Below are 17,793 nucleotides of genomic sequence, written 5' to 3' on the forward strand. Positions count from 1 at the left end.
GAGGCAACAAACGGCCTCAATGAATCCGGTGTTCGAACTGAAATGATGCGAGCTGCTGTTTCTGAAGCGAATTTCTCATTCGTTAATGACTGTCCGTTCATGGTCGATACCCCCAACCTTTAGTGTGACCCTTATTCTTCTTGTGACCGCCCGAATATTTCTATTCTTTGGATAGCAAAGCCCTTGTCTAAATTTCAGCATTGCTTCTTGCTTCATATTGCTCCCCTCAATCTAGGTTTATCTTATTACAAACTAATACTATATATATTTTTGCGCGCATTAACATATGTTAATAAAAACTAGGAATATTGAGGTCACGAATTCTTACAACTCGAATACAACAATAATCTTGGCCGACTTGTTCACATCACATGCTTATCAAAATAGGACTCATCGAAATCGACGAGCTCCATGAGGCGTTGACGATCGAGAAACGCAACGACACCGTTGCGGAACGAAAGAAGGCCTGCCTCGCGCAGATCCCTGAGCACACGGTTTATATGTACGGTCGATAGACCGACGGCGTCGCCGATGTCGGCTTGCGTCAATGGGCAGTCGAAGCCGTCGGAATTCCGATGCTGCCGCGAGGCTCCAATCCGGGTCGCCAACTCGAGTAAAAGATAACCGGTTCTCTCCATTGCATCGCGCCGGCCGATATTGGCAAGCCCCTCGGACATACGGGCCTGGCGTCGCATTAATTCCGTGAGGACAACGCGATAGAAAGAGGCGGGCGCTTCGATCTTCGGAAGCGATGTGAAGTCCGGAAAGACTATGACGCTGACATTGGTGATCGCCTGTACCGTCTCGCGTGAGAGCACGGTCAGCGGGGTCGAAACCATGTCGCCGCGCAATACGAATTCGGTGACGATGCGCGTGCCATTCGGCATCATCTTGCTGGAGGCCGCCCATCCCTCCTGGATAAAGAGGAGGCGCGGCGCATCGCTCTCATAATCGCAGATGATGTTACCGGCAGCAAAGGTACGCGGAACGCCACCTAAACTCTGTATATGATCGATCGAGATCTGCGCTGCCATGATATCGGCCCCTCAAACCGAAAGCATATCCTGAACGTTCAAAAAGACCATTCGCAAATATAAATCTCGCTATCCGCGGCAATTTTATATCATATAAAATCAGATGTGTCTTTGATCGAAATCGATCTACAATCATGACCGCGCTGCACTATTATAAGTATATGAAATACACTTTCTGTAAAGAATAAAATAGGATGGTGAAATAGGAAAATCTGAGCGAAGAAACTCACATTAAAGTATTACATGTGGCTGCCTTGATTATACTTTGTGCATGGCCTGCAAGTCATCCCCGATCAGATGTCGGCGCATATTCATGATTCCGGCTTCGGCTTCGGCCACGGTGGTACGATGACGATTCGATTCGATTCCCTCGGACTCCGCGGCTTTCAACAACCAAGCGATATGAGGGGGGAACAATGCTGCGTTGCCGACGAAATATGCCTCTCGCCCGACCGAATTGAAGAAGCCTTCGACCTTCCCGTCCCAGCCCAATCCTACATGCGGAATCCTCAGAGCATAGGCGGCGATACAAGCATGCAGCCTGTGCGCCAGAATAACGTCGGTCGAATGAAGTATCCGGACCAAATCATCTGGAACCCGCGGGCGTTCAGCGAGATCCAACATTCCGGCTGCAATGACACGATGCATCGAGACTGAATTCCGAATCTGCTCGGCAAAGACTTGATCTTCTTTGGCGCCGTTACAGAACAGGATCACCCGATAACCATCATCAAGAAGTAGTCCGATCAGATCCCGATAATCTCCAATATTGCAGAATGGGATTTTCGACATGTTCCGGCTGGCGTGTCGCTGCAGGATCATAGGATCCGTCACGCAGAGGCCGACCGTCGGTTGGAGCCCTTGCGATGGCATGCGACGTTCATGGCCGGAAAATGCCTGGACCAACAATCCCGGATCGCGAACAATCTTGGCGGCTGGCCCTTCAGGAAAATGCTCGCGCCAATTATCTTGGGCGAAGCCGTCACGCACGGAAAGATGGACGAGCTGAGCCTGCTTCAGTCGAGCGAAGAGATCATACGCTTTCTTCGACCAGCGCTCGCTGACGCCCACTGCGTAGATCGCCAGTGGCCGATTGTGGCGACAGACGCAGTCAAGGACCTGGCCGACTTTCAATGGAAAATTGAGATCGTCATCCTGGAACAGATTACCGCCGCCGATCACCACCGCATCCGCCGCCGCAATCTTGGCGTCCCACTGGTCATGGAGTTTGCGCAACTTCCGCTCCAGCATGAAGCGAACCAACCGTTGCCGCGCGAAGACAGGTAGCCGCTGTAGCAGCTTGAGCGCATATCGGCGTTGCCCGCCGCGGCCTGTCCCGAAATCCTGTCGCCCCGCAAGATCGACGGTCTCGACTTCTATATGGTCCGCCCTGTTCCTCAATGCGGTCTCGACGCATTGCGCCAGAAGCCCGTCGCCCAGATTTTCGCTGTATTTGACGTTGAAGACGACAATCTTCATTGCAGTTCTCCGACAACACCGAACTGCGGCTTGCGCGCGATACTCATCTGGCTTGCTGTGGCTGTCAGGGCGGAAATACCGCCTGCAAGGATGTAGAACATCAATCCCAGATCATAGACGGTGCCGGAGGTTGCAGCCGAAATCAGGACGGTGATGAGCCCGGCTTTGGCTGCGCGCACAACCGCGGAAACCTTACGGGACGGCAAATGTCTGGATCGCGTGTCGGCTGCCATCAGCATGGCGACGAAGCTTGCAAAGATCAGTGTGCCGATGACCCCGATATTGGATAGGAGCACGAGGCCGAAACTCGACGCCCGGGCGCTGCCGAGGCCGGCGCCGAAGCCACTCGTGTCGAGGAATGCCTGGTAGGCCATGGCGTTCCACATAAAGCGTTCGCGCCCGGACTGGCTGTCGGCCTTCGAGAAGAGCATCTCGTCGAGAAAATCATGCAGGTTATGAGCAAGATCAGGCATGACGATCAAGACGAAAAATACGACGAGCGGCATCGCCGCCAGAATCGACACAATCATGACAGGTCGCCCCGCGCCCGGTTCGCGACGAGAAGCCAGAAAGGATTGCAGACAAAGGATCGGCAGCAAGACAGCGAGCCCAACCAGTGCTGTCGCCGACGTCGAAAGGATCAGCGCTGCAAGCAATAGCCCGGCGACAATGCCTGTCGTGGTGGAGCGGATACCGCTCAGCCACAGGCTGGTTGTCATAGCAAAGAGAACAAGCGTGAAGTCCGCAAAGGCGGAAGCTTCGGGAAACGTCCCTGAAATCCGCTTGAGGCCACCCTTCTCGGCGCCGGTCAACAGAGCGTAATTGGCCGTTCGGACGAAGCCGAGAAGAAAATCGGTGTGGGTGAAATGGGTGACGATATCGGCAAGCGCGAAGCCGAGGTTGACACTCGCCACAACCAAAATGCCGTTGATCAGGATTCCAGGGGTGCCGTTGCTTCGGAAGAAGGCAAAGGTCGCGGCGAAGCAGATGAGGCCCCCCACCGCATAGACGGATTGGGTAATATTGTTCGACGAGAATTTCAGCGGCACCAGCGCAATGAGATTACGTGCGCCGATTGACCGCTCGACCGACATAGTCTGCGTCACGCCCTGAAACAGGCGCGGAAAGAAAATGGCCGTTGCCAAGCCAAAGGCGGTCAGAAGCAGTAGGAGGAAGCCCGGACGCGGGGGTGCCAGGGCGGCAAGGAACGGCCCTTCTCCATGCGCCATGAACAACCGTGCCGTGAAAAATAACAGAAAGAGGCTCGGCACCAGAACCGATGCGCCGCCGAGGCCGGGCACGCTGAAGGCCGCGGCTGCGCCGAAGATCGTCGACAGTATCATGACAACGAACGACCACCGCACAGGTGCGGCCAGCATCGCAATGCCAACGATCAATGTCACCAGTCCCATTAAATTCATAGGTTGTAGCCCCGAGTTCCTGCCTCATTGTTGCCACAAGCTATCATGCCGGTATGCTGCTGTATTTCCGCCATGCCTAAGCCTTTTGGTGGACGCGCTAGCCGAAAAACGTTCTATGCCGGACGAGCTGCGCCGTTCATGCTGGCAACATGGATCACACCTCGCGCAGACATATCTGGCCATGCTCGAACGACCGCCGCACATTTCTCCGCGCCGGGCTCGTAGCGGCATTTGCCGCAATCGCAGGTATTCCGGCCGCACATGCCAGTGATACCGGAGATGGGCTCGACCTTGGCGCTATGGCGCTGACATTCGAGGACAATTTCGACAACCTGAGCGTTTCCGCTTGGGGGCCGGGCACTCGCTGGATTGCTCATACGCCCTGGAACGGCGACTTTGGCGGCGCGCGCTTCTCCGATCCGAACGGCGACTTTCCCTTCACGGTCGAAGACGGCATGTTGCGCATTACCGCGGCGCGTGATGGCAAGGGCGTCTGGCGCTCGGGCCTGCTTGCCTCTGTCGATAGCAAGGGCAATGGCTTTTCTCAGCAGTATGGCTATTTCGAAATGCGTGCCCGCTTGCCCGACGGCCCGGGTGTGTGGCCAGCCTTCTGGTTGATCGGCAAGGACCGATCGAAATCCACCGCCGAAATCGATGTCGTCGAATATTATGGCGACAAGCCGGGCGCTTACTCATCGACCGTTCACGTCTGGCACAAGGACGGCCGACACGATTCCGATTATGCCCGCATCAAGGTCTTTGGGGCGGCAAGCCCCTCGGAAATGCACAGCTATGGCGTGAAGATCGATTCCGACTTCATTCGCATGTATTTCGACGGCGCGCTGGTCTGGAAAACCAAGGTTCTGCCGGAACATCGCCAGCCCATGTATATTCTCGTCGATCTCGGCATTGTCGAGGGAGTGACGCGGATGGTCGCCTCCGATCCTTCCTTCATGTTCGTCGACTATGTCAGGGCCTACCAGTTCAAGTAGCTGTCGCCGCAACAATATCCCTCCCCAAACCGTCTCCTGGCCCGCGTGCGCTCCACATCGCGGCAACATCCACATCCCTGCCAGAAATTGGTGTGTTCCTCTTGCCGGCGCCGTCCATAATGCTTTCGGTCAGGTTGCAACTGCTCCTTCGATCTCTTTCGACGAAATGGCTACATCACCTAAGGCTTAAGACTTTTGTGGGTGGCAATGGTCATCCCAATGATCAACTGGTGATTTTCCGGCAGCGTGAAATTCTGCGGATGGCGATGAGGCACGCATGTCGTGCCAGCGCCGGCCGCAAGACAACCCGGAGGGTAGCAATGATCGATCGCGAGTCTCTTAAAAATGCAGTTGGTGCTGCAAGTATGCATTACGATCGCAACCGCTGCCTTCACGACATGGTGCACGCCCAGGCAGAGGCCGCGCCACAGGCAACGGCCCTGGTTTTCGGCGACACCACGGTGAGCTACCGCGACCTCGATCGGCTTTCCGACGCGCTTGCGACGTATCTTATAAAGCTCGGCGTCCGGAAGGCAGATATCGTTGGCCTGTTCCTTCCACGCAGCCTCAACGCCATCATCTGCAAGCTGGCCATTCTCAAGGCCGGCGGCGCGTACCTACCTCTCGATCCCGCCTTTCCAATCGAGCATCTCGACCATGTCATCGGCGAATGTCAGCCGAAGGTCATTTTTGCCGATGCAGCCCATGGCGAAACGCTCGGCTCGGTTCCCAGCATGGCCGCAAGGGTTATCGAGGCCGGCGCCATCATCGCGGAGATGGCAAATCGAGCCCATGCTCCCGCCCCAGCCGTCAAGGTCGGCGGCGACGATCTCGCCTATGTCATGTACACGTCCGGTTCGACCGGCAGGCCGAAAGGCACCATGATCTCCCACCGCAGCATTGCGCGGGTCGTGCTCGATCAGACCTATGTCGACTTTCGGCCTGAAGACGTCGTTCTTCACACCGCCACCATCGCCTTCGACGCCTCGACCTTCGAAATCTGGGGAGCCCTGCTCAACGGCTCCGCCTTGGCAATCATGCCGGACACCAGCTTCTCCGTCGCCCGCCTGTGCGATTTCATGCGGACGACCGGTGTCAGCATCACCTTCCTGACGACCGGGCTGTTCAACGTGTTCGCCGATCACGCCCGCGGACCTCTGCCGAAGCTTCGCCATGTTCTGTTCGGCGGCGACGTTGGGTCGGCGGTTCATGCCCGGCGCTTTCTTGAGCGTCATCCCGGCTGCAAGCTCACCAATGCCTATGGCCCGACGGAGACGACCGTCTTTGCGACCGCGTTCCAGGTGCTTCCGAACTTCTCCGACAAGGAACTGCCGATCGGCAAGGCGATCGCGCATACCGGTATTGCCGTCCTCAACGAGGAATTGCGCGAGGTTGGCCGGGGAATCGAAGGTCAATTGGCGATATCGGGCGACGGCCTGGCGATCGGCTATTTCAAGCGGCCCGAATTGACGGCCGAGAAGTTCGTGACGATCGACACGAAAAACGGCAGGACCCGCTACTATCTGACCGGTGACATCGCCTTCCTGCAGGCCGACGGCACGGTTGCCTTCAAGGGTCGCCGGGACCGTCAAGTCAAGATCAATGGCAAGCGCATCGAACTGGATGAGATCGAGGCGGCGCTGAGACGCGATCCGCGTCTTGCCGACGGCATTGTTCTTTGTCATGAGCAGGGTCCAAATCTGAAACGGATCGTCGCCTATCTGTGCCCGAAAGAGGATCGCGCGGGCGCGGGTCCCGATCTGGGGCCGAGCGTCATGGCGGCGCTGCGCGCGGTACTTCCGGCCTATATGATCCCGAGCGCCGCCGTTATCGTCGATGCTTTGCCATTGACGCCCGCCGGCAAGGTCGATCGCTCCAAGCTTACTCCGCCGGCAATTGAACCCATCGCGACGCCCATGGGCGCAATTGCCAAAAGCCGGACGGAAGAGCTGCTGACGACGCTGTGGCAGGACGCATTGGGCCTCGGCGCAGTTGAAATCGACAGGAACTTCTTCGATCTCGGCGGAACCTCCCTTCAGCTGATGGAGATCCACGCCGGCCTGGAAACGGAGCTCGACCATCCCATCGACGTGGTCGCGCTGTTCCGCCATCCGACAATCCGGGAATTGGCGCGTCACCTCGACGGTAAGGCTCCGGACCCGATACGAGCAGCGGCGGCCGCTCAGCGCGCTGCACTTCAGCAAAAGGCAATATCCCAATTCCGCAGGAGCTCCTCATGAAGGCAAGTCACCATGGCCAGGGCGAAGAGCCTGATTTCTTGGATAGTGAGGATCTGGTCGGGCAGGGTTCCGGGCACATAGCCATTATCGGCATGTCCGGTCGCTTCCCAGGCGCGCCTTCGGTGGACGAGCTATGGCAATTGGTTTGCGAAGGGCGGGACGTCTTTTCGCGTTTTTCGCCGGACGAGATCGAAGACGCCTTCACGGACGAAGAGCGGTCGCAGCCGAACTATGTTGCGGCAAGACCTCATCTTCCTGACGTCGGGATGTTCGATGCGGAGTTCTTCGGCATGTTTCCGCGGGAGGCGGCGGTGACCGATCCGCAACATCGGGTCTTCCTGGAAATCTGCTGGGAGGCGCTTGAAAGCGGCGGATACGATGCGCAGCGCTACAACGGCATGATCGGCGTCTTTGCCGGATGCTCCATGCCGACTTATCTCATCAACAATGTTCTGCGTGACCGCGCCAAGGCGGAGGAATTCACCTCCAATTACCAGATCGGCTGCTTCCATGAGCTTGTCGGCGCTCTCAATGATACGCTGGCAACGCGCGTCGCCTATAAGCTCGATCTTCGCGGCCCTGCTTTCACGGTACAATCGGCTTGCTCGACCTCGCTTCTGGCCGTGTCGCAGGCCTGCCAGAATCTGCTCACCTATAGCTGTGACATGGCGCTGGCCGGTGGGGTGTCGATCACCATTCCGCAAAGGCGGGGCTATATGTACCAGGATGGCGGCATGGCCTCTCCGGATGGAACATGCCGACCTTTCGACGCGAACGCTGCCGGAACGGTGTTTGCAAGCGGCGCCGGCGTCGTTCTTTTGAAGCGTCAGGAAGATGCACTGCGCGACGGCGACCATATCTATGCGGTCATTCGCGGCTATGGCATCAACAATGACGGCAGCGACAAGGTCGGCTTCGTCGCGCCGAGCGCCGAGGGGCAGGCCGAGGCAATCGCCGCAGCACTCGCCAATGCTGCCGTGGAGCCGTCGACAATCGGCTATGTCGAATGTCACGGCACTGCGACACCGCTTGGCGACCCCATCGAGTTCAACGGGCTGAAGAGGGCTTTTGCACAGAATCCGCCGACGGCCGCAAGTTGTGCACTTGGCTCGATCAAGGGCAATATCGGACACATGGACGCCGCCGCTGGCGTCACCGGCCTGATCAAGGCGGCGCTGGTGCTGGGCTCCGCCAAGATCCCGCCGATGGCCAACTACAAGCAACCCAATCCGCACATCGATCTCGACCACAGCCCCTTCTACATCCCGACAGCAATGATCGACTGGCCACAGGGGCAAGGTCCCCGGCGGGCCGGCGTCAGCTCTTTCGGCGTGGGCGGCACGAATGTCCATGTTGTCCTAGAAGAGCCGCCGCGCAGGCGCCTTCAAGCCGAAGAGCTTGGAAGACGATATATTCTGCCGCTCTCGGCGCGCAGCAAGCCCGCCCTCGCGACGATGCGGGCCGCTCTTGGCGATCATCTCGCCAAGAACCCGAAAATTTCCGTGATGCAGCTTGCCCATACGCTTCAGGAAGGGCGCCGCGAGTTCAGCCATCGCCTCGCTATCTCTGCCAGCAGTGTCGAAGACGCCATCGGTCGGCTGACAACGGAGAACTATCAGTCTTTCATTGCAGCGGACGAACCGCCCGTCGCCTTTATGTTTCCAGGGCAAGGCGCACAATATGTCGGCATGGGCGCTGGCCTTTATAGGTCGGAACCCGAATTCACCCGCTGGATCGATCGTGGCGCCGAGCTTCTGAAGATGACGCTCGGGCTCGATCTGCGCGACTACATCTGCCATACCGGGCCGGTAACCCAGGCGATCACCGATGAGCAGCGCGAGACGCGCATCGCCCAACCCTGCCTCTATCTTGTCGAATATGCGCTGGCACGGCTGTGGCTCAGTCGTGGCGTGAAGCCCTATGCCATGATCGGCCATAGCGTCGGCGAATTTGTTGCCGCCACGCTTGCCAACGTCATCTCGTTCGAAGACGGCTTGCGGCTGGTCGCCAATCGTGGGCGCCTGATGCAGCATCAGCCGCAGGGAGCCATGGTTTCGGTTCGCGCGGATGTCGAAACGACCAGCTCATACTTGCGGGGCGAAGTCGAAATCGCCGCAATCAACGCGCCGAAACTCTGCGTCATCTCGGGGCCGTTTGCCGATATCGATAGGGTTTGCGGCGAACTCGAATCCGCCAATATCGCCTTCAGCCGCCTGCACACATCGCATGCCTTCCATTCCGCGATGATGAACGACGCCGCCGAGGCACTGCGTCAGGAAACGGAGAAGGTTACCTATGGCACTGCCACCATGCCCTTCATCTCCTGCGTCACCGGCGACTGGCAGACAGGGGAACTAGGAACCTCGCCCGACTACTGGGCCATGCATTGCCGCGACACTGTCCGCTTCGCCGATGGTCTGGCGACGCTATGCCGTGACCGCAAGCCAATCCTTCTTGAAGTTGGCCCGGGGCGCACGCTTTCCGTCTTTGCCGCGCAGACAATCGCGCGTGACGATCTGGCGGCGGTGGTGCAATCACTGCCTGAACACGACCGCGCTTCCGCTGCGGCCGAAACGCTCGCCGAAGCACATGGCAAGCTCTGGATGGCGGGTTGTTCGCTCGTCTGGCCAGCTCTCCCGATCGCCGCCAAACAGCGACTGGTCTTGCCAACCTATCCTTTCCAACGCCAGCGCCATTGGATCGACGCCCCCGCATCGGCACGACGGGCGTCGGCACAGCAGATCAGCGCCATGCCAGGCAATCCCACCATCACCATCCCCGTCGCCTCAGACGTCAACCTCGCCGAGGAGAACAAATCAATGAATGTCGCAGCACCAATCTCCGCTTCCCACCGCGTTCTCACATTGGAAACCAGCCTCTTGACCCTGCTCAGCGACATGTCGGGAGAGACGCTCGGTCCGGATGAGCGGGCGGTGACATTCCTGGAGCTCGGCTTCGATTCACTCTTCGTCGGACAATTCGCGCAACGAATCGAGAAAGACTACAAGATCAAAGTTTCTTTCCGGGAGTTGCTCAGCGCGATACCCTCGGTCGCGGATCTGGCGCTCTATCTTGACGAGCAGATGCCACCGGACGCGGTAAAGGTGCCCGAGCCGCCGATGGTCGCGACACCTGTCGCAGTTGCACCGGCATCGGCTGCACCAATGCCCGTACAACTGCCGATACCAACGACGATTGCCGCCGCTCCAATACAGGCGATGCCGGGTGCTGGGTCGGATCTTGCCACGGTAATGCAATCGCAGCTCCAGATGGCGCAGTCCCTGTTCGCGCAACAATTGCTGATGCTGCAATCCATGCAGGGCGGCTCTCAACCCGTTGCCGCCCCCGTGCCCGAGCCGGTAGCCGTAAGCCCACAGGCGGCACCGCCCGCACCCATGCCGGCACCCGCAGCTGCTGAGCGCGTCCCTGCCGTTACCGTCGAAAGCGATTTCGGCACCGAACGCATCAAGCTGTATCGCCCGAACGCAAAGAGCCTGGCACCGGAGATCTCCGCGACCAAACAGGCCTTCATTGCCGACCTGACGGCGGCCTATGAAACCAAGAACGCCAAGTCGAAGACCTTCACGCAGGAACATCGCAGCCACCTGGCCGATCCACGCTCGGCTTCGGGCTTCCGGGCGGACTGGAAGGAAATGGTGTTCCCGATCGTCTGCGAGCATTCGAAAGGCGCTTACATCTGGGACGTCGACGGCAATAAATATGTCGATCTGGTCAACGGCTTCGGGCAGACGGCCTTCGGTCACGCGCCCGATTTCGTGATCGATGCCATCAAGGATCAGGCTGACCGCGGCTTTGCCATCGGCCCACAGACGCCGCTGGCCGGCGAGGTGGCGAAGATGATCGCCGAGGTCACGGGCCATGAGCGCGTCACCTTCTGCAATACCGGTTCGGAGGCTGTCATGGCTGCCATGCGGCTTGCCCGCGCCGTCACCGGCCGCGACCGTGTCGTGGTCTTTGCCAACGATTATCACGGCCAGTTCGACGAAGTGCTGGTCAAGGGCCGCAACCGCTCCGACAAGCCGATTGCCTTGCCGGTCGCCTCCGGCATCCCGATGGCGTCCGTCTCCAATATGACAGTGCTGCGCTATGGCGCGCCGGAAAGCCTCGATTTCATCCGCGCCAATGCCGACGAGATTGCCGCCGTCATCATCGAGCCGATCCAGAGCCGCCATCCGGAATTGCAGCCACGGGAATTCGTCCTCGAGCTGCGCGATATCGCCACCAAATCCGAATTCGCCCTGGTCTTCGATGAAGTCGTCACCGGCTTCCGCGTCGATCCCGGCGGCATGCAGAAGATCTGGGGGATCAAGGGCGACATGGCGACCTATGGCAAGGTTGTCGGCGGCGGAATGCCGATCGGCGTGCTGGTCGGAAGCCCACGCTTCATGGATGCGCTCGATGGAGGCTACTGGGCTTATGGCGACGAGTCCGTCCCCATGACCGCTCCGACCTTCTTCGCCGGTACCTTCGTGCGTCATCCATTGACGCTCGCAGCCGCCCACGCCGTCCTGCATCACATCAAGGGCGAAGGATCAGCCCTTTACGGTCGGGTCGTCGAGCGGACGGAAGCCTTGGTGGCAGAGATCAGGGCCGATCTTGCCCGGCGCGGCATGGCCGATGTCGTTCATGGTTACAAGAGCTGGTTCGCGACCGACTTCTCCAGCCAGGATGCGCTCGGGGCGCTCTTTTATGCCCAGATGCGCCTCAATGGCGTCCACATTCAGGACGGCTATCCCTGCTTCCTGACAACGGCGCATAGCGAGGAAGATTTCCGCGCGATTGCCAAGGCTTTCCGCGACAGTCTCGATGCCATGCAAGCAGTCGGGATCTTCACGCCCATCCAAGACCACATCGCCCCTCCGGAGCAGATCCGGGCTGCGGTCCCGGCACCCATCTCGCCACCTCAATCCGCGCCGCTGACGGAGGCGCAAACGGAGATCTGGCTGGCGGCCCAGGCAGGCGATGAGGCATCCTGTTCGTTCAATGAGTCCTTCTCATTGACGCTGGAAGGGGCTTTCGATGAGAACGCATTCCGCAAGGCCTTCGACACGGTCGTTGCCCGCCATGATGCGCTTCACATCCGCTTCGATCGGAGCGGCGAGCACTTTCAGTTCATCCCTGGTTTCAAGCTCGATCTGCCGTCTTTAGATGGTGTCGACCAGGCAGGCCTCGCTCAGATCCTCGATGATGAGGCTCATACACCCTTCGATCTGATCAACGGACCGCTGGCGCGCGCCTGCGTCGTCAAGCTTGCGGCCGATAAGCATGTGCTGGTCTTCACCGCCCATCACATCATCTGCGACGGCTGGTCGATCAACACTTTCGTCGATGAACTCTCAACCGCCTATGGCGCCTACCAGGCGGGCACCGCGCCGCAGTTCCAACCGGCTTTGTCCTTCGCCACCTACTCGACGGACCTCGCACCCAGACCGGAGAAATCACAGGTCACCGAACAATTCTGGCTCGATCAGTTCAAGACGGTTCCGGACTTGCCTGACCTGCCGCTCGACCGGCCTCGGCCGGAATATCGGAGTTTCGCTGGTGGAACCTGCACGGGCTACATCGACGCCGATGTCTACAAGGCTCTGAAGAAGAGAGGCGCGAAATCCGGGGCGACGCTGTTTTCCACGCTGCTCGCCACGCTGCAGGTGATGATCACGCGTCTGTCCGGTCAGGACGATATCGTGATCGCGATCCCCTCGGCCGGTCAGAGCCTGCTCGACGGGCAGATCCTTGTCGGCCATTGCGTCAATCTTCTGCCGCTGCGTCAGGCAGTGGCACAGGCAGAGCCCTTCCTGGCCCATCTGAAGGCAACGCAGCAGCTGGTTTTTCAGGCCTTCGAGCATCAGGACTACACCTACGGCACGCTGGTGCGCCGGCTGAACGTAAAACGCGACTCGCGGCGCCTGCCCCTCACCGAAATCCAGTTCAATCTGGAGCGCATCGCCGGTGGATCGGCCTTCGGCAACCTCAAGCCAACGATGGAGCCGAATGCCAAGGCGTTCTCCAACTTCGACCTGTTCTTCAACATGATCGAAGCTGCCGATCACATTCGTATCGATGTCGATTACAACGCCGACGTTTTCGACCGCACCACGGTTGAACGATGGATCGGCCATTTTTCGACGCTGGCTGCGGCTCTGGCAAAGGACATGGATCGGAAGATCTGCGAGCTGCCGTTGCTGTCGGCACAGGAGCAATCCTGGTTGATCGATGACCTCAACCATACGGCGGTGCCCTACGATCACGATCAGTTCATGTTCTCGCTCTTCGCCAGAAGGGCCGCCGAGAGCCCGAATGCCGTCGCCGTTCAACATGCTGGCCAGGCAATGACTTACGGAGAACTCGAGGCCCGCTCGAACCAGCTCGCCCTTTACCTGCAGATGGCAATTCCCGAGCCCGGCCGACGTGTTGCGCTTCTGGTCGAACGGTCGCTAAATATGATCGTCGCCCTTCTCGCCGTCATGAAGGCAGGGCATGTTTATGTGCCGATGGACCCGGGCCATCCCGAGGCGCGCCTGCGTCAGACGCTGGATGTCGCCCGCATCGGGGGCCTGATTTGCGACAGCGACGACATGGCTCGACTGGTCGCCGCCAACACCCCCGTCATCCGCCTTGACAAGGATGCCAAGGCGATCGGCTCGATGACCGGCGCGCCCTTGAAGACCTTATCCTTCGACACGTCGGGTCCGGCCTACGTCATCTTCACCTCCGGCTCCACCGGCATGCCGAAGGGGGTCGAGGTCTCTCACCGGGCGCTCACCAACTTCCTTCTCTCCATGGCAAAGGAACCCGGCTTCAGCGCCGAAGACACGCTCGTTGCGGTGACGACGATCTCCTTCGACATTGCTGGGTTGGAGCTCTACCTGCCGCTGATATCGGGCGGAAAGGTCGTCATCGCCGACCGCAACCAGGTTCAGGACGGCTTCGCACTTGTGAAGCTCATCGAGGAGCACGACGCCACGGTCTTGCAGGCGACGCCAACGCTTTGGCAGATGCTGGTGGAGGCCGGTCTCAAGGAGCGGAAGACGCTGAAAATGCTCTGCGGCGGGGAACCCTTGCCGCGGGAGTTGGCGAGATCGCTGTTGGCGATCGGAGGCCAGCTGTGGAACATGTATGGCCCGACGGAAACGACGATCTGGTCATCGTTGCAGCGCATCACGGATGCCGATCAGCCGATCACCATTGGCCACCCGATTGCCAACACGCAACTCTACATTCTCGATCGGAGCAATAGTGTTGCGCCGATTGGCGTCATCGGCGAGCTGCATATCGGCGGCGATGGATTGGCGGAAGGATATTTCGATCGCCTTGATCTCACCGAAAAGGCCTTCGTCCCGCATTGCTTTACCGTCGGCAAGCCGAAGCGGCTCTATAAGACCGGTGATGTCGGCCGGCGTCTTGCCGATGGATCCTTACAGTTGCTTGGCCGGCGCGACCAGCAGATCAAGCTGCGTGGCTTCCGCATCGAACTCGGCGATATAGAAGCCGTCGTCGCGAAAGCGGAAGGCGTGCGTCAATGCGCCGTCGTCCTGGCCGAAAACCAGAAAGGTGACCGCTCGCTCGTCTGCTACATTGTGCCGGCCGCCAACGGCAAGGATATCTCCTCTGCCGATATCGCCGCCCATGCGCAGTCCAGCCTCCCGGCTCATATGGTTCCGGCCTTCTGGGTGATGGAAAGCGAGCTGCCTCATACCGCCAACGGCAAGCTCGACCGCAAGACGCTGCAACAACGTGGGGTGCCGCAGCGTGAAGTGGCCCAGACCAAGGCCCCGCCAAAAACCGAGATGGAAGAGCGGCTGCTGACGATCTGGCAAGATGTGCTCGATCTCGGCGACATCGGTGTCGACGACAATCTCTACGCACTGGGCGCCGATTCACTTACCATCTTCCGCATCGCTGCCCGGATGCGCGACGATGGCCTGCCGCTGGAGGCAAAGCACTTGCTTCGCCATCCATCGATTGCGGCGCTGGCGGCCTTTGCCGGCAGCTTGGAAGAGGCTTCACCCGATCCTATTCAGCTCCACGTTCCATCCTTGCGAGATTTTCGTAACGGCGCACGCCGCGGCCTGGGGACAGCACTATGAGCATCTTTGACAACAGCCCCGACGGTTCGCGTACCGAACCGCAAATCATCGGCGAGTTTCCGTGCACGCAGACGCAATTGCGTTGCTGGATTATCGACCAGCTCAGCCCGGGCAATCCCGCACTCAATGTCGCGGTTCGCTGGGAAATCCGCGGCGCCTTCAAGGCGTCAACCCTTGAGGCGGCTTTCCGCAAGGTGGTTCAGCGCCATGAGATTCTCAGAACTCGCTTCGTCGAACGGAATGGCCATCCCTTCCAGCAGGCAGTCAGCGAGATCAATTTCAAGATGTCGGTGATCGATCTTCGAGGCATGGCGCCCGAGCAGCGCCAGGCAAGAATCCTGTCGATCGGCGAGGAGACGGCGCAAGCCCCGTTCGACCTGAGCACGCCCGGCCTGTTTCGCGTCACCTTGCTGATGGCCGAAAACGAGCGCGGTGTCTTGCTCATAACAGCTCATCAGAGCTGCTTCGACGGCTGGTCGATCCGCGTCCTCGGGCGGGAGGTTGGTGAAATCGCCGCGGCGATTGATGCCGGCAGGCAGCCGGTATTGCCCGAGCTGCCGTTGCAGTATGGCGACTACGCGCTCTGGCAGCAGGAGTACCTGCAAGGCTACGGCTTCGAGACGGAAAAAACGTTCTGGCGAGAGACGCTGAAGGATGCGCCCTATTTCGAGGTCGCTCCCGATCGCCCGCGCGGCGCCGTCAAGACCAGTCACGGCAATATCCTGTCGATCGCCCAGCCTCTCGCCTTCAGCGAGCGCATGGATGCCGCCGCCCGCGCACACCGTGTTTCGCAGTACAGTTACGGCGCGGCCATCGTCAGCGCTGTCCTCCATCGGCTGACGCAGGCCCCGACCGTCCTGTTCGGCTCGCAGGTCGCCGGCCGCGAGCACAGTGATCTGGAAGATCTGATCGGCGTCTTCATCAACAATCTGGTGCTGCGTTTCGATTTTGCTTCCGATGTTTCCTTCGCCGAGCATATCCACGCGGTCAGCGAAACGGTCGAAGGGGTTTTGAACCATCAGCGTATGCCGTTCAACAAGCTGGTCGAGCTGATCAACCCCGTTCGTGATCCCGCCCGCAATCCGCTGATCTCTGTGAATTTCAATCTGCAGAAAGCGTTTCTGGAGGATCGTCGCTATGGCGGCTTCGAGCTGATCAGCTCGGCCTCGCAATCGCCCGGCGTCATCTACGATCTCAGTTTCATCATGATCGGCCGACCGACCGGCTGGCGCATGTCGATCGAATACAATGCCGATCTCTTCGAGGTCGAGACGATAGAAAGCCTCTTACAGTTGTGGCGGCAAGCTTATGAAATTGCTCTCGAACACCCAGAGGCGCCGCTTTCTTCGCTCATTGCGCCTGAGCGGCAAACGGCGACCCACGTCAAGGATGCGTCGGTCGGCGGCTCCACCGCAAGCAGCCCGTCAACCGATACACAAATGGAAACGCTTGCTGCTCTCTGGAGAGACATCCTACAAGTTCAGCAGATACGACCGGAAGATGATTTCTTCGCGCTCGGCGGTCATTCGCTTCTGGCGCTACGGCTTCTTTCGGCAGTCCGAACTACGTTCAATGCTCCGGCGACACTGGAACTTCTATTCAAAAAGCCGACGTTTGCTGGCTTTGCTGCAGCGATCTTCGACCGCGGGGAAGCGCAGGCGTCCCGCGAAGAAGCCGCGAACCCGTGGGAGTTAGTCACCTGCAAGCAGGGTACCGGAACGGCGGCGGTTTATACGCTCAACCATCCGTTTCTCTATTACCGTTTGGCCAACGAATTGCCGGCTACGGTATCGGTCCACAACGTCAACATGTTTCATGCGGATCTCGAAAGCGGCCTGGCCGATCTCCCGATCGAAGATATCGCACGCCATGCGATAGACACCATGCAAATCGATGCGAGCGCCGGGCCCGTCGCGATCGTCGGCCTCTGCGTCAACGGCATCGTCGCGATGGAGGTAAGCCGGCAGTTACGCGAAAAGGGCATCGAGGTCGGCTTTACCGCAATGATCGATGCATGGGCGCCGGGCTATTTCGCCTCGCTGCCGAAACGGGAGCAGAAACGTTGGGGTCGGGAGCGGCGGAGCAAGCGCCTTGCCTATTTCACCAAGAAACTGCTGCTGGGACGCATTCGTCTGATCGACTATCTCAAGGAGTTCGAAATCTCTCTCGCTCTTCTGAGGCTGTTTGGCGTCAAGGCAGGTGAATATTCCCCTGAGGAGCAGGCCAACGACGCTGTCACCAAATTACTGGTGATAGCCGCACGTCGCTACAAGCCGGCACAAGTCAGGGACCCCAGCGTGATCCTGTTGCGCAGCCGCGCCAACCATCCCCGGGCTCGCAAGTTGTTGTTTGGCTGGGGCGAGGCCGTCGCGGCAGACACCATGGTCGTCGATATCGATGGCTGGCACGAGGATTCGCTTACCAGCAACGGTATTCGCGATCTGGCATCGATCTTCTCTCAAAAGCTCATCGGCAAGTAGATGTCAGTAGTTTGGGCGGCAACGGGCGAGGCCACGCAA

The 17,793-nt window shown here is 59.2% G+C and carries 7 protein-coding genes; 4 read left to right on the forward strand and 3 right to left on the reverse strand.

The window, feature by feature from the left end:
- Positions 1-362 precede the first annotated feature (362 nt).
- From GA0061101_RS16490 to GA0061101_RS16500, 3 genes are all read right to left on the reverse strand, one after another.
- A complete protein-coding gene (locus GA0061101_RS16490; protein ID WP_051964317.1) occupies positions 363-1,034 on the reverse strand; it encodes a Crp/Fnr family transcriptional regulator in 672 nt (223 codons plus the stop codon).
- Between the two features lie 258 nt (positions 1,035-1,292).
- Positions 1,293-2,513 carry a polysaccharide pyruvyl transferase family protein gene (locus tag GA0061101_RS16495; protein WP_092574203.1) on the reverse strand — a complete coding sequence of 407 codons (1,221 nt, stop codon included), beginning with the start codon at positions 2,511-2,513 and terminating at the stop codon, positions 1,293-1,295.
- Positions 2,510-3,934 (reverse strand): O-antigen ligase family protein, encoded by a 1,425-nt coding sequence (locus tag GA0061101_RS16500; protein WP_063835658.1) that lies wholly within the window; start codon positions 3,932-3,934, stop codon positions 2,510-2,512. The genes GA0061101_RS16495 and GA0061101_RS16500 overlap by 4 nt, the downstream gene beginning before the upstream one ends.
- Before the next feature lie 149 nt (positions 3,935-4,083).
- Between GA0061101_RS16500 and GA0061101_RS16505 the strand changes: the two genes are divergently transcribed.
- From GA0061101_RS16505 to GA0061101_RS16520, 4 genes are all read left to right on the forward strand, one after another.
- A complete protein-coding gene (locus GA0061101_RS16505; RefSeq protein WP_037201156.1) occupies positions 4,084-4,926 on the forward strand; it encodes a glycoside hydrolase family 16 protein in 843 nt (280 codons plus the stop codon).
- A gap of 320 nt (positions 4,927-5,246) precedes the next feature.
- The gene (locus GA0061101_RS16510; RefSeq protein WP_037201159.1) at positions 5,247-7,166 is read left to right on the forward strand and encodes a non-ribosomal peptide synthetase; all 1,920 of its coding nucleotides are present in this window, start codon (positions 5,247-5,249) and stop codon (positions 7,164-7,166) included.
- The gene (locus GA0061101_RS16515) at positions 7,163-15,274 is read left to right on the forward strand and encodes a hybrid non-ribosomal peptide synthetase/type I polyketide synthase (protein WP_092574204.1); all 8,112 of its coding nucleotides are present in this window, start codon (positions 7,163-7,165) and stop codon (positions 15,272-15,274) included. Before GA0061101_RS16510 ends, GA0061101_RS16515 begins: the two co-directional genes overlap by 4 nt.
- Positions 15,271-17,754, forward strand: a complete 2,484-nt coding sequence (locus tag GA0061101_RS16520) for a condensation domain-containing protein (RefSeq protein WP_092574206.1) — start codon at positions 15,271-15,273, stop codon at positions 17,752-17,754. Before GA0061101_RS16515 ends, GA0061101_RS16520 begins: the two co-directional genes overlap by 4 nt.
- Positions 17,755-17,793 lie beyond the last annotated feature (39 nt).

The organism is Martinezella lusitana, assembly GCF_900094565.1.
In the GTDB taxonomy this organism is placed as follows: domain Bacteria; phylum Pseudomonadota; class Alphaproteobacteria; order Rhizobiales; family Rhizobiaceae; genus Rhizobium; species Rhizobium lusitanum.